The following is a 12,128-nucleotide window of genomic DNA, read 5'->3' on the forward strand; positions in this document are numbered from 1 at the left end:
CTTTAAAATCTACTCTTTCCGCCGGTGGCTGGTGAGGCCTGCCACGACATCTTGGGCAGAAATCGTGCCGATAATCGCGCCGTTGTCGACGACGCCGATATTGCCCGGCTGGCGTGTCAGCGCGTCGAGAATATCGACGAGCGGCGTCGTAGCCATTGCGGTCGCTGTCACCGAGCCGCCTGTTGCGGAATGGCCGAGGCCCTGTTGCATGACGTCGCGGGCGGTCAACATGCTGATCGGGTTCATGTGCTGTACGAAGTCTGCAACATATTGATCGGCGGGATTCTTGACGATTTCCTGCGGCGTGCCGCACTGGATGATGCGTCCGCTCTCCATGATGGCGATGCGGTTGCCGATGCGGAATGCCTCGTCGAGATCGTGGCTGACGAAGAGGATCGTCCGCTTGAGGCGACGCTGGAATTCCAGAAGCTCGTCCTGCAGGCGCGTGCGAATCAGCGGATCGAGCGCCGAGAACGGCTCGTCCATGAGCAGGATCGGTGCGCCGGTCGCGAAAGCGCGGGCAAGGCCGACGCGCTGCTGCATGCCGCCGGAGAGTTCGTTGACCTTGCGGTTGGCCCATTGGGTCAGGTTGACAAGCTGCAGTTGTTCGTCGACGCGCTTCTTGCGTTCGGCTTCCGCCACGCCGGCAAGCTCCAATCCGAAGCCGACATTATCGGCGACGGTGCGCCAGGGCAGCAGTGCAAACTGCTGGAACACCATGGAGACGGTGTGCATACGCAGGCTTCGCAGCGCCTTGGGGTTGCAGCTATAGGGGTTGACCGGCCCGGTCTTGCTGTTGACGACGACATCGCCGCGCACGACCGGCGCCAGGCCGTTGACGGCGCGAAGCAGCGTCGACTTGCCGGAACCGGACAAGCCCATGAGCACCAGGATTTCGCCCTCCTCGATTTCGAGGGAGGCGTTGGCGACGCCGAGCACCAGGCCGGTCGCCTTGCTGATCTCATCGCGGGACTTACCCACATCGACGAGTTTAAGCGCTGCATCGGGACGGTCCCCGAAAATGATGCTGACATTCTTGAAGCCGACGGCGGTGGTCATGATTGTTCTCCTTCGCCGGGGGCACGGAACATGCGGTCGAGAATGATCGCCAGGATGACGATGCAGGCGCCGGAGTCGAAGCTCTTGGCAACGTTGACGCTATTCAACGCGCGCAGCACCGGCACGCCGAGGCCAGGCGCGCCGACAAGGGCGGCGATGGACACCATGGAGAGCGAAAGCATAATTGTCTGCGTCAGGCCGGCCATGATCTGCGGCGTGGCGAAGGGGAGCTCGACCTTGCGCAGCACCTGCCGCTGCGTTGCGCCGAAGGACTCGGCGGCTTCGACGAGAGACGGCGGCGTCGAGATGATGCCAAGACGAGTCATGCGGATCGGTGCGGGGATGGCGAAGACGACGGTAGCGACCAGCCCCGGCACCATGCCGAGGCCAAGCAGGATCATCGCCGGCACCAGATAGACGAAGGTCGGGATGGTCTGCATCAGATCGAGAACCGGGCGCATAAAGGCATAGAGCCAAGGGCGGCGGGCCGCAGCGATGCCGAGGGGGACGCCGACGAGCATGCTGACGAAGGTCGAGGCCAGCACCAGCGCCAGCGTCTCCGTCGTTTCCTTCCAATAGCCCTGATTGATGGTGATCAGCAGGCCGAACAAAGTCAGAGCCGTAACCGGAATACTCCGGCGCAACCAATAGGCAATCGCCGCGAAAACGACGACGACGACCAACGGATGCGGTGCCTGCAGCACAAACAGCAGAGCGGTGATCACATGCGCGACGACGAAGGAAAGTCCGTCGAAAAACCATGTGACATTGCTCGTCAGCCAATCCACGACGGCCTTGGCCCATGGGCCGATGGGGATGCGATAATCGGTTAACCAGTTCACGTCTTTGCCCACCATTGGGGCGGCGATTCCGGACGTCTCATGTGGTCCCGGATAGGGCCGCCGGAGAATAACGGCCTAAGGCGCCACGCGGGTAGCTGCCCCGATCTGTGGCGCAATAGGAGGGAAGCAGTCTCTCGTTCAGGCAAGAGAAAGGGGCGGCTGAGCCGCCCCTAATCCGCGGATGTTACAGGCCGAGCTTGGACTTGGCCGCCGTGAGCCCATCTTTGCCGTCCTTGGTGGTGACGCCGGCGAGCCAGGGAGTGATCGCCGCCGGGTTGGCCTTGAGCCATTCCGTGGCCGCCACCTCAGGATCCTTGCCGTCGTTCAGGATCTTGCCCATGATGTCGTTTTCCATCGGCAGCGAGAAGACGAGGTTTTTGACGAAGGCGCCGACATTCGGGCACTCCTGCAGGTATCCGGCCCGGACGTTGGTGTAGACGGTCGCGCCGCCGAAATTCGGTCCGAAGATGTCGTCACCGCCGGTGAGATAGGTCATCTTGTAGGTGTTGTTCATGGGATGCGGGGCCCAGCCGAGGAAGATAATCGGCTTGCCTTCCTTGTCGGCGCGCGAAACCTGCGCGAGCATGCCCTGCTCGGAGGATTCGACCACTTCGAAGCCCTTCAGGCCGAAGGTGTTCTTGTCGACCATGTCGATAACCAGGCGGTTGCCGTCATTGCCCGGCTCGATGCCGTAGATCTTGCCGTCGAGATCGTCCTTGTGGGCGGCGATATCCTTGAAATCCTTGATGCCGAGCGCGGCTCCCTTTTCGTTGGTCGCCAGCGTGTACTTGGCGCCTTCCAGGTTGGCGCGAACGGTTTCGACCGACTTATCGGCCGCGAACGGCTTGATGTTCTCGGCCATGGAGGGCATCCAGTTGCCGAGGAAGACGTCGATGTCCTTGTTCTTCAACGATTGATAGGTCACCGGTACAGCGAGCACCTTGATGTCGGTGTCGTAGCCGAGGGCCTTCAGAAGGATAGAGGCCGTCGCCGTGGTCGAAGTAATATCGGTCCAGCCCACATCGGCGAAATGCACGGTGCCACAGCTTGCCGCTTCAGCGGCGGAAGCGGTGGTCGCACCGAGCGTCAGCGCGGAGAGAGCTGAAGCGAAAGCAAATGCTGTAAAAGTCATTTTTATCATTGTGTAACTCCCAGTCTAGCGTTCCCAAGCAACCACCAATAACTGACATTTTCAAGCGACCTCAGTGTATTTGCGCCGGTTTGCAGGGGGTGATTGCGACTTCTGCATTTTCCGGCCGAATGTGCCAGTCGATCTTGTCCCGCAGGCAGCCCCTCGCAATTCCTGTGGTTTTCGTCCACGGCGTCTTTCCTTCCGGCAACGGAGCACCCATGAAGCGCTCAAGGAGAATATCATGGCCAAGCTCTACTTCCACTATTCGACGATGAATGCCGGCAAGTCGACCATGCTGCTGCAGGCCGCTTACAACTATCAGGAACGCGGCATGCGCACGGTTGCCTTCATCGCGGCGCTCGATGATCGCGCCGGTCGTGGCAAGATCGCTTCGCGCATCGGCCTAGAGATGGCCGCTTCACCCTTCGACGAGTCGGACGATCTGTTTGCGATGGTGGATAATCTGCATGTGGGGGATCCGCTTGCCTGCGTCTTTGTCGACGAGGCGCAGTTTCTGTCGCGCGAGCAGGTTTGGCAGCTTGCCCACATCGTCGATCGCCTTAGTGTGCCGGTCATGGCTTATGGCCTGCGCACCGATTTTCAAGGCAAGCTGTTTCCGGGCTCGCAGGAACTTTTGACGATTGCCGACGAGATGCGTGAAGTCCGGACGATCTGCCATTGCGGCCGCAAGGCGACGATGCTGGTGCGCCTGGATGGGCGGGGCAAGGTGGTGCACGAGGGCGCGCAGATCGAGATCGGCGGCAGCGACAAATATGTTTCGCTCTGCCGTCGTCACTGGGAGGAGGCGATGGCTGGCGATTGAGGTGCCCGCGGCATTGCGTCATCCGGCAGGCGGCGGCGAACTTCTCTATGGTTGCGGCAGGGGATCGCTAGATGTCCGATCGGGAGGAACTATGAAATTGGGTTGTCTGGCGGCCGCAGCCGCCGTTCTTTTGCCGGCCTCCGCTGCGCTTGCCGACGGAGACGCAGCTACCGGGGCGGCAGTCTTCAAGAAATGTGCCGTCTGCCACACGGCGACCGAGCATGAAAACCATGTGGGGCCTTCGCTGATGGGCGTGGTCGGTCGCCCCGTCGCCTCTGTGCCGGACTACAATTATTCGCCGGCGATGAAAGCATTCGGCGCCGACGGCAAAGTCTGGGACGAGGCGCTGCTGCGAAAGTACCTGCCCAGTCCGCAATTCCTGGTGAAGGGCACGAAGATGACTTTCCCTGGTTTGAAGAGCGACAAGGATCTCGACAATCTGATCGCCTATCTCAAGAGCCCGGCTGTCGCGAAGTAAAGCAGGTTTATACGGTCGGGCATTTTCTTTGCGCATTTAAGCGGTTAGTCTCGCCAAAGACGGCAACTGAGAGATGCTTTCATGGCAAAGGTCCACTCCTTCGACGGCGAGATCGACAAGGCGCGGGTGACGCTCGACAATGCGATCAAGGGCATGGATGCGGCCAATGCTGGGCTCGGCCGTCACACCAAGAGCGACGGACGTCTCGACGCTATCAATTTCCCGGTAGAAGAGGCGCTGGTGCGCGAGACGATCGAGTTGCTCGACCACTGGAAGGCCCTGAGCCTGTCGTTGGTGAAAGAGCTCGATCTGGTAACCGCAACTGCAGATTTACAGCACCGGCGGCTGTTCGACGAGAAGGCCGGGATCGACGCATCGGGAGGGCTGGGGCGCAGGATCGGGCAGGGCCATGCCAAACCGGCGTCGATCGCGGCTGATATCGAGGTGGCGCTGGCCGCATCGGCTTCCCTCGATGCGCAGTTCAAGAGCGCCCGTTCGGCCTTGGTTCGATCCTTTCGCGATTGTGAGACGCATCTGGAGCGCATCATCGAGCGGCGGCGTCATATTGATTTCGATATCGAGCAAGCGCAGCGCCAGGCCGATGCCTTAATTCCGAGAATTGCCGACCGGCGCAGCAGTATCCCTTCGGCTCACGACGCGGGCTCGCGATCCGAATTGGAGGCCGAATATCACAGACTGCTTGCCGAACGGGAGGATCTCCGTGGGCAGGAGCGAGCCTTGCAGCCAGGCAGAGCGGCGCTACAGCGGCTCATCGATATCTACGAGGAACTGGCTGACGTCCAGAACGCGAAAATCGCCGCGGTCAACACGATGACAGGCAAGCTCACTGTCGATATCGAGCAGCGGATTGCCTTGCTGAAGGCCGTAATGTCCGAAGCCGAGCCAGCTCTGCCCGTCACCGAAAGATCAGCGCCGGTCGCCGCACTGATTGCGACCTTCGAGGCGAATGTGCTGGCGGGCCATGATCTCGCAGCGCGCAAGGCCCGTGCCGACGATATCTTTACGCGGCGGTTGGACCCGCGTCCGCCGGCTGCGCCGGCGACAATGATCGAGCCGCCGACGGAGACCGAGCCGGAGACATGATCGTTGTCCAAAAATTGAAAAAGGACAACAACCGGTTGCTGTCTCCACAGGGAACACATATCTGCTGGAACGAGAATAGCCGTACGCTGCCTATAGTCCGAAAATCCGGATCGGTTTTCGAACTATACGCGGATTCGAGGTGTACTGCGCCCCTTGCTCGTCAGACGGACGTGCGGCGCAGCAAAGGAGAGGTTCATGCTTGATTCGATCACTGCGTTCTTCAGGCGGATCGGCCGTGCCATAGCGCGCGGCTTCGGGCTTCTCGTCGTTTGGATAGTCTGGCCCTTTCTTGCCGCTCACGGCTGGTACCGGCAACGCAATTGGATGATCAAGCTGCCGATCGCCGCTTTCCTTGCACTGATCGCAACGCTCTACGTCTATTTTATCTGGCAGACGCAGGCCTGGAGCGGCTTCGACGCCAATTATCCCGATGTCTATAAGTTTGCGAGCCGCAAAGTCGGGGCAGGGCAAGAGCTGCCGGCGACGGATGGGCAGCAGGCGGCAGCGAGTGCGCCGAAAACCTGCCAGACCTCAGGGATCGTCGATGTCACCGCCGATCTTATCGATTTCAACGTCAACCAGAATGCCTGGATCTCCTCGATGCTGCTCTTCAAGCTCGGATTCTTCGGCATCAGCTGGGACGACACGCCCTTCCTCGACAACAAGGCGGCTTTTCAGCGTGGCGTGAACCAGGCGGTGCGGCGCACGGCGGTGGAATTGGTCGATACGCTCGGGCGCGTGCGCGGCACATCCGGCATCAACAGCGACCTGCAGAGCGCCCGTGGCAATCTGCAATTCGACGAAACGAGCTGGTATTTCGGCCTGCGCCCCTTTGGTCCGAAGACGCCGACGCCCAGCTATTATCGCGCTGCAATCGGCAGCCTGCGCAAGTTCAACACCGATCTCGGGGCCTGCAATGCGGTTTTCGACAGCCGTGCGGACAACCTGCTGCAATTCATCGATCGTGTCGCCAACGATCTCGGCAGCACGTCGGATATTCTGGCGGAGCGATCGGAGAACCACAATTACGGCTGGTTCGACATGCGCGCCGACGACCGCTTCTGGTTCGCCTATGGCCAGCTCTACGGCTATTACAGCATCCTGAGCGCCGTCGGCGCCGATTTCCAACAGGTCATCGCCGAGCGCAATCTCGGCACGCTCTGGACTGGCACCATGAGGCAGTTGCAGGCCGCTTTGCGGATCCAGCCTTTCATCATCTCGAATGGGCGCGAAGACGGTTGGATCATGCCCAGCCATCTCGCAACGATGGGTTTCTATATTTTGCGCGTACGCTCGAATCTGGTGGAAATGCGCACTGTTCTCGGTGGCCGTTAGGGCAGGGCGATCGTGCGGGGAGATCAGTCGCGCGACGCGCGGCCGCTTAAGGTCGACACAAGGCCACCGAACTGACGATTAGGCGCTTGATAAAACGATTAACTGATCAGTTTCAGACGGATGGCTTTGGCGACCAACTGTGTCCGATTAACGCAATCGAGCTTCCTGATTGCGTTGGTCATATAGGCGTTGACCGTATGATCGGAGAGAGAAAGGATCTGGCCGATTTCAACCGAGGTCTTGCCTTGCGCCGTCCACCGAACCACCTCGAGCTCCCGAGTTGAAAGCATATGCGGTACGGAACCGTCGTTGCGTCGGATGCAATTGTAGGTGTCGAGGCCCTGCAGCATGATCATGGTGAGCTCGTTGAGCTCGCTCTGGCCCAGGCTGCTACGGTTACCCATGAACCAGAAGACGAGACGCTGTCCGTCCGAGGAATTGACGGGAATGACAACGCCCATCGGGCAATTGTGGTTGATCAAGAGCGTGCGCAGCTCGCGGGGCGGCTCTATGTCATGGGCTGCACTTTTTTCCAACAGATGCCACGGGCGCGGCATCACCGAGTCCCGCACGCGCATCAGCATGGGGCAACGGCGAAGCAGCTGCTGACGGTCGAAATCACGCAGAAACTGAGCGGGTATCGAGCCTTCAATGACCAGCGGCGTCAGAAGGGAATCTTCGGAAACTGGTGCGCTCATGAGCGCCGCGTGGCTGAAGCCGAAAGCGGAGCTCGTACGCTCCAAAGCCTGCGCGAAAGCCATTTGCGTCCGGGCTGTAGCCAAGTCGGCGGAAAGCAGCAGTTGTCTCTCGGCGGTGATAATATAGGACATTTGGATATAAGCGCCCACAGCGTGTTACCGCTATCAAATACCGGATTTGCGGGCGAATGCTAGAGACAAATTTGCGACACCAATCAGAAATAATTCCATTTTCATATGTTTTAATATGGTAAAGTTCTGATTTGTATTACTTTTCCGAAATGTGACTTACACGGGCAGAAATGTTGTTCCCTTGACTTCCTCCATTACGGCATATGTATGCGTCTCGCGCACGCCGGGAAGGCGAAGGAGCTGCCTCGGGTCCTAGCCGATATCGCCGCTTCCGGCTACGGTCTGACGCTTGGCGTCCATAGTCGCATCGAAACGACGATCAAGACCGTCACTGAAGCGCTCGATACCGGTAACGTTTATGTCAACCGCAATATAATCGGCGCTCTGGTCGGAACGCAGCCTTTCGGCGGCTCGGGGCTTTCCGGCACAGGCTTTAAGGCCGGCGGACCTGCCTATTTGCAGCGATTTGCACTTGAGCAGGTGATTTCGGTGAACACGGCGGGCCGCCGGCGGCAATGCCAGCCTGATCGCCATGGGCGACGACTGACGAGCGACTGTGAAAGCCCGCCTTGCGAAGGTCAAAAGTGATTGCTATCGGTCTTACCATAGCAATCGCTTGCAGGCCTTTATTGCATGACCTTTCGTATCTTTCCGCAGCGTGCCGCGCGGTGTTGCCAACGGACCTTGTGGTTCCTGACGACAGTTCTTCTTCTGTTGCTTTCCTTCACGTCCGCTGACGCTTCCGGTTCTGATGTCGGTCAGCCCATGGAATTCCTGTTGGTGCATGGTGACATGGCTTGGTGCCGCGCCGGCAACAGCTGTCCGGACTGGATCTCAGCCGAAGGGCAGATCATGGCGGATTCGCCGAAGAAGTTGCAAAAGCTGCTGAAACGCCTCGGCGACAGGAAATTGCCGATCATCGTCAGTTCGCCGGGCGGCGATGTCCGGGCGGCAATCGAGATGGCCTATACCATCCGCAAGCGGGAACTTCCCATCGCGGTCGGCAGGACGCGCTCGCGCGATTGTCCCTATGCCGAGCCGATCTGTTCGGCTGCCCGCGCAAAGGATGGCTCCATCAAGGGCGAGACCTATTCATTCGGCGCCATCTGTTTTTCGGCCTGTCCGCTGTTTTTTGCCGGCGGCGTCGAGCGCGTTTCCAGCCCCTTCGCACTCCTCGGCGTGCATCAGATCACCACGACCTACAGTGAAGTGCGCGTTCAGTATCGCACCGAATATGAAACGGTGAATGGCAGGCGAAAGATCCTTTCCAAGCGTGAGGTCGGGCGCAAATTCGTTGGTAAGCACGACACGACCAAGCTTGATAAGCAACAGAAGGCGAGGCTTGTCGCCTTCCTGAAGGAGATGGGCATCGACAAATCCCTTGTCGATCTGATGCTCGGTACTCAGCCGACCTCTATCCATCTGATCGCGCAGATGGATGCGCTGAAGCTGAATTTGACGACGGAGCTTGCCGCAGCCGACCAGCTCGTTGCCGCGAGAAACTGCAAGGACAAACAACCGATTGCCGAGTGCGCTGCGCCACCGCCGGCCTCCGCGGAGCCAGCCTCTGTCGCGCCGACTTCCGATGCGCCGGCGATCGTCGGCGAATAGTTGCGCTTTCGGACCTCAGGCGTCCTTGCTTTTGGCTTTAGACATGATGATCCTTTCCAGAAAGCCAAGCAGGAGCGCAGAGACGACGAAGGCCAGATGCATCATGGTCAGCCACATCAGCTTGGCGTTCTCGTATTGGGTGGCGTTGAGGAACACCTGCAGCAGGTGGATCGACGAAATGGCGACGATCGAGGAGGCAACCTTGATCTTCAGGCTGCCGGAATCGAGCTTGCCGAGAAAGGAGACTTCGTCATCGGCCTCGTCGAAGCGGCTGACGAAATTTTCGTAACCCGAAATCATCACCATGACGATGAGACTAGCCACCAGCGCCGCATCGATGAGGCCGAGGATCGCGAGAATCATGTCCGCTTCCTCATATTGGAAGACGCCCGCTACGACCTTCAGGAATTTGTAGCCGAACGAGACGGCATAGATTGCGAGTGCGGCCGCGAGGCCCAGATAGAAGACGACCAAAATCCAGCGGCTGGAGAGAATGATGCGCTCGACCAGCAATTCCAGGGACTTCATGTCTCATCCTTTTTCGTTCATCCTGCAGCCACTCCGCGAAAATAAGTGCGCGTCCGCCCTGGGGCAAGACCGGACAGTTTCAGGGAGAACTGCAATCTGCAGCTATTCACAGTCGATATTTATTGGGTTATCCCGGCAGGATGAATGCCTCCATGTTCAGGGCGGGAACGGGTCTGATGTCAGCGGTGAAATCCGATATAGAAATCGCGCGGGCCGCGAAGAAATTGCCGATCGTCGAGATCGGCGCAAAGCTCGGCATTCCGGCCGAAGATCTGGCGCCTTATGGGCATGACAAGGCGAAAATCGGCGCTCATTTCATTGCGGCACAGAAAGATAAGAAGGACGGCAAGCTGATCCTCGTCACGGCCATCAACCCGACGCCGGCCGGCGAGGGGAAGACGACCACGACCGTTGGCCTTGGCGATGGGCTGAACCGGATCGGCAAGAGGGCGATTGTCTGCGTGCGCGAGGCTTCGCTCGGCCCCTGCTTTGGTGTCAAGGGTGGAGCGGCGGGTGGCGGCTATGCGCAGGTCATTCCGATGGAAGACATCAACCTGCATTTCACCGGCGATTTCCACGCGGTCACCTCGGCGCACAATCTTTTGGCGGCGCTGATCGACAATCACATCTACTGGGGCAACGAGCAGAATATTGATGTCCGCCGCATCACCTGGCGGCGCGCCATGGACATGAACGACCGCGCACTGCGCGATATCGTCGCCTCGCTCGGCGGGGTAGCCAACGGTTTTCCGCGTGAGGGCGGCTTCGACATCACCGTCGCGTCCGAAGTCATGGCGATCCTCTGCCTGGCCTCCGATCTGGAGGACCTGGAAAAGCGGCTTGGCAACATCATCATCGGCTATCGCCGCGACCGCACGCCGGTTTATGCCCGCGATCTCAAGGCTGACGGCGCCATGGCGGTACTGCTCAAGGACGCGATGCAGCCGAACCTGGTACAGACTCTGGAGAACAATCCGGCCTTGGTGCATGGCGGCCCCTTCGCCAACATCGCCCATGGCTGCAATTCGGTGATCGCCACACGCACGGCGCTGAAACTTGGCGACTACGTCGTGACCGAAGCTGGCTTCGGCGCCGATCTCGGGGCGGAAAAATTCTTTGACATCAAGTGCCGCAAGGCCGGTCTCTCACCGGATGCAGCCGTTATCGTCGCGACGGTAAGGGCGCTGAAAATGAACGGCGGCGTCAAGCAGGACGATCTCGGCCAGGAAAATGTCGCAGCCCTGGTAAAGGGCTGCGCCAATCTCGGCCGGCATGTCGCCAATGTCCGCAAATTCGGCGTGCCCGTCGTCGTTGCCATCAATCACTTCATCTCGGATACGGATGCCGAGATCGAGGCGCTGAAGAATTATGTGGCGCGGCTCGGCGCCGAGGCGATCCTCTGCCGCCACTGGGCGGAGGGCTCCGCGGGGATCGAAGAACTTGCCTATAAGGTGGTCGAGCTTGCCGAATCCGGCCAGGCGAAGTTCCAGCCGCTTTATCCCGACAATCTCTCCTTGCTCGAAAAGATCGAGATCGTCGCCTCAAAGATCTATCACGCCGGCGAAGTGACCGCTGACAAGGCCGTGCGCGACCAATTGCGCTCCTGGGAGGATCAGGGCTACGGCCATTTGCCGGTCTGCATGGCGAAGACGCAATATTCCTTCTCGACGGATCCGAACGTTCGTGGCGCGCCGGAAGGGCACATAGTGCCGGTTCGCGAGGTACGCCTTTCCGCCGGCGCCGGCTTCGTCGTCGCCATTACCGGCGAGATCATGACCATGCCGGGCCTGCCGAAATCCCCAGCGGCAGAACGGATTTTCCTGAATGATCAGGGATACATCGAGGGATTGTTTTAAGTTCTGATTCCAGTGCAGCCATCTTGGCGCCACGGGTCAGAACCTTGCTGGCCAGCGTTGAGATGTGTGCATGACGGTCAGGACTTCGAGCGTTTGTTCCGTCGCGCGGTAGACGAGAACGTAAGGGAAGTCGACGAGCACCAGCTCCCTTGTACTGGCTATGCGCCCGACCTTCCCTTGGGCCGGAAAATCGCAAAGTGCGCTCTTCTGCTCCAAACCGGTCGTAGCGTCATTTTGAGGAGGGAGAACCAGCGTATTTGGACAATACGGCCGCGACTTCCTCCTCAGTCGCAAAATCCCCACGATCAGCTTCGGAGACGGCAGCTTCGATTTCCGCGAGTTGCCACTCTTCGCGCTCCACGAATTCCTCGATGGCCAAGGCGGCCATTTCTCCGGATGACAATCGACGCCGTTTGGCCAGCCGGTCCAAACGGGATGCCGTCGATTCCTGCATTTGAAAGCTAAATACCGTCATCAGAGAATCCTACCTGTCGCTCATACTTGAGTCTAGAGGTCCCGTGAGCTGATTC

At 59.4% G+C, this 12,128-nt stretch carries 13 protein-coding genes and 2 pseudogenes; 7 read left to right on the forward strand and 8 right to left on the reverse strand.

Features of this window, described 5'->3' with window-relative positions:
* Positions 1-9 precede the first annotated feature (9 nt).
* The 3 genes from choV to PY649_RS00090 form a co-directional block, all read right to left on the reverse strand.
* Positions 10-1,059, reverse strand: a complete 1,050-nt coding sequence (choV, locus tag PY649_RS00080; protein ID WP_285866042.1) for a choline ABC transporter ATP-binding protein — start codon at positions 1,057-1,059, stop codon at positions 10-12.
* Positions 1,056-1,913: a choline ABC transporter permease subunit gene (choW, locus tag PY649_RS00085; protein ID WP_285866549.1), complete on the reverse strand. Its 858-nt coding sequence runs from the start codon at positions 1,911-1,913 to the stop codon at positions 1,056-1,058. Before choW ends, choV begins: the two co-directional genes overlap by 4 nt.
* 172 nt (positions 1,914-2,085) lie before the next feature.
* The gene (locus tag PY649_RS00090) at positions 2,086-3,042 is read right to left on the reverse strand and encodes a choline ABC transporter substrate-binding protein (RefSeq protein WP_285866043.1); all 957 of its coding nucleotides are present in this window, start codon (positions 3,040-3,042) and stop codon (positions 2,086-2,088) included.
* A gap of 232 nt (positions 3,043-3,274) precedes the next feature.
* Here PY649_RS00090 and PY649_RS00095 point away from each other — a divergent pair, with 232 nt between their 5' ends.
* From PY649_RS00095 to PY649_RS00110, 4 genes are all read left to right on the forward strand, one after another.
* Positions 3,275-3,856 (forward strand): thymidine kinase, encoded by a 582-nt coding sequence (locus PY649_RS00095; RefSeq protein ID WP_285866044.1) that lies wholly within the window; start codon positions 3,275-3,277, stop codon positions 3,854-3,856.
* Positions 3,857-3,947: 91 nt separating this feature from the next.
* Positions 3,948-4,334, forward strand: a complete 387-nt coding sequence (locus tag PY649_RS00100; RefSeq protein ID WP_285866045.1) for a c-type cytochrome — start codon at positions 3,948-3,950, stop codon at positions 4,332-4,334.
* 81 nt (positions 4,335-4,415) lie between these two features.
* Positions 4,416-5,438 (forward strand): hypothetical protein, encoded by a 1,023-nt coding sequence (locus tag PY649_RS00105; protein WP_285866046.1) that lies wholly within the window; start codon positions 4,416-4,418, stop codon positions 5,436-5,438.
* A gap of 195 nt (positions 5,439-5,633) precedes the next feature.
* Positions 5,634-6,773: a DUF2333 family protein gene (locus PY649_RS00110; protein ID WP_285866047.1), complete on the forward strand. Its 1,140-nt coding sequence runs from the start codon at positions 5,634-5,636 to the stop codon at positions 6,771-6,773.
* Positions 6,774-6,871: 98 nt separating this feature from the next.
* Here the strand turns inward: PY649_RS00110 and PY649_RS00115 are convergent, their stop codons facing one another.
* Positions 6,872-7,603: a helix-turn-helix transcriptional regulator gene (locus PY649_RS00115; RefSeq protein ID WP_285866048.1), complete on the reverse strand. Its 732-nt coding sequence runs from the start codon at positions 7,601-7,603 to the stop codon at positions 6,872-6,874.
* 156 nt (positions 7,604-7,759) lie between these two features.
* Positions 7,760-7,843: pseudogene (locus PY649_RS00120) on the reverse strand (ArsR family transcriptional regulator); the annotation flags it as partial.
* Here PY649_RS00120 and PY649_RS00125 point away from each other — a divergent pair.
* Positions 7,832-8,150 (forward strand): annotated as a pseudogene (locus PY649_RS00125) (aldehyde dehydrogenase family protein); the annotation flags it as partial. The pseudogenes PY649_RS00120 and PY649_RS00125 sit on opposite strands and share 12 nt — an antisense overlap.
* 86 nt (positions 8,151-8,236) lie before the next feature.
* Positions 8,237-9,214, forward strand: coding sequence for a COG3904 family protein (locus PY649_RS00130; protein ID WP_285866049.1), 978 nt, complete (start codon positions 8,237-8,239; stop codon positions 9,212-9,214).
* A gap of 15 nt (positions 9,215-9,229) precedes the next feature.
* Here the strand turns inward: PY649_RS00130 and PY649_RS00135 are convergent, their stop codons facing one another.
* Positions 9,230-9,742 (reverse strand): TIGR00645 family protein, encoded by a 513-nt coding sequence (locus tag PY649_RS00135; RefSeq protein ID WP_285866050.1) that lies wholly within the window; start codon positions 9,740-9,742, stop codon positions 9,230-9,232.
* Between the two features lie 176 nt (positions 9,743-9,918).
* On the opposite strand from PY649_RS00135, the gene PY649_RS00140 reads away from it, so the two are divergent.
* A complete protein-coding gene (locus PY649_RS00140; protein WP_285866051.1) occupies positions 9,919-11,598 on the forward strand; it encodes a formate--tetrahydrofolate ligase in 1,680 nt (559 codons plus the stop codon).
* 36 nt (positions 11,599-11,634) lie between these two features.
* Here PY649_RS00140 and PY649_RS00145 read toward each other — a convergent pair whose 3' ends face one another.
* Together PY649_RS00145 and PY649_RS00150 are read right to left on the reverse strand one after the other, a co-directional pair.
* Positions 11,635-11,901: a type II toxin-antitoxin system RelE/ParE family toxin gene (locus PY649_RS00145; protein WP_285866052.1), complete on the reverse strand. Its 267-nt coding sequence runs from the start codon at positions 11,899-11,901 to the stop codon at positions 11,635-11,637.
* On the reverse strand, positions 11,828-12,073 hold the full coding sequence (locus PY649_RS00150) for a CopG family ribbon-helix-helix protein (RefSeq protein ID WP_432761305.1): 246 nt from the start codon (positions 12,071-12,073) through the stop codon (positions 11,828-11,830). The genes PY649_RS00145 and PY649_RS00150 overlap by 74 nt, the downstream gene beginning before the upstream one ends.
* Between the last annotated feature and the right edge of the window lie 55 nt (positions 12,074-12,128).

The sequence above is a fragment of the Rhizobium mayense genome (assembly GCF_030272705.1).
Lineage (GTDB): Bacteria > Pseudomonadota > Alphaproteobacteria > Rhizobiales > Rhizobiaceae > Rhizobium > Rhizobium mayense.

What these genes read in the sequence shown, in the direction of transcription:
- PY649_RS00150 (WP_432761305.1), bottom strand. Translation starts at nt 12,073, where the DNA reads ATGACGGTATTTAGCTTTCAAATGCAGGAATCGACGGCATCCCGTTTG.
- PY649_RS00110 (WP_285866047.1), top strand. Translation starts at nt 5,634, where the DNA reads ATGCTTGATTCGATCACTGCGTTCTTCAGGCGGATCGGCCGTGCCATA.
- PY649_RS00140 (WP_285866051.1), top strand. Translation starts at nt 9,919, where the DNA reads ATGTCAGCGGTGAAATCCGATATAGAAATCGCGCGGGCCGCGAAGAAA.
- PY649_RS00090 (WP_285866043.1), bottom strand. Translation starts at nt 3,042, where the DNA reads ATGATAAAAATGACTTTTACAGCATTTGCTTTCGCTTCAGCTCTCTCC.
- PY649_RS00095 (WP_285866044.1), top strand. Translation starts at nt 3,275, where the DNA reads ATGGCCAAGCTCTACTTCCACTATTCGACGATGAATGCCGGCAAGTCG.
- PY649_RS00130 (WP_285866049.1), top strand. Translation starts at nt 8,237, where the DNA reads ATGACCTTTCGTATCTTTCCGCAGCGTGCCGCGCGGTGTTGCCAACGG.
- PY649_RS00115 (WP_285866048.1), bottom strand. Translation starts at nt 7,603, where the DNA reads ATGTCCTATATTATCACCGCCGAGAGACAACTGCTGCTTTCCGCCGAC.
- choV (WP_285866042.1), bottom strand. Translation starts at nt 1,059, where the DNA reads ATGACCACCGCCGTCGGCTTCAAGAATGTCAGCATCATTTTCGGGGAC.
- PY649_RS00100 (WP_285866045.1), top strand. Translation starts at nt 3,948, where the DNA reads ATGAAATTGGGTTGTCTGGCGGCCGCAGCCGCCGTTCTTTTGCCGGCC.
- PY649_RS00135 (WP_285866050.1), bottom strand. Translation starts at nt 9,742, where the DNA reads ATGAAGTCCCTGGAATTGCTGGTCGAGCGCATCATTCTCTCCAGCCGC.
- PY649_RS00105 (WP_285866046.1), top strand. Translation starts at nt 4,416, where the DNA reads ATGGCAAAGGTCCACTCCTTCGACGGCGAGATCGACAAGGCGCGGGTG.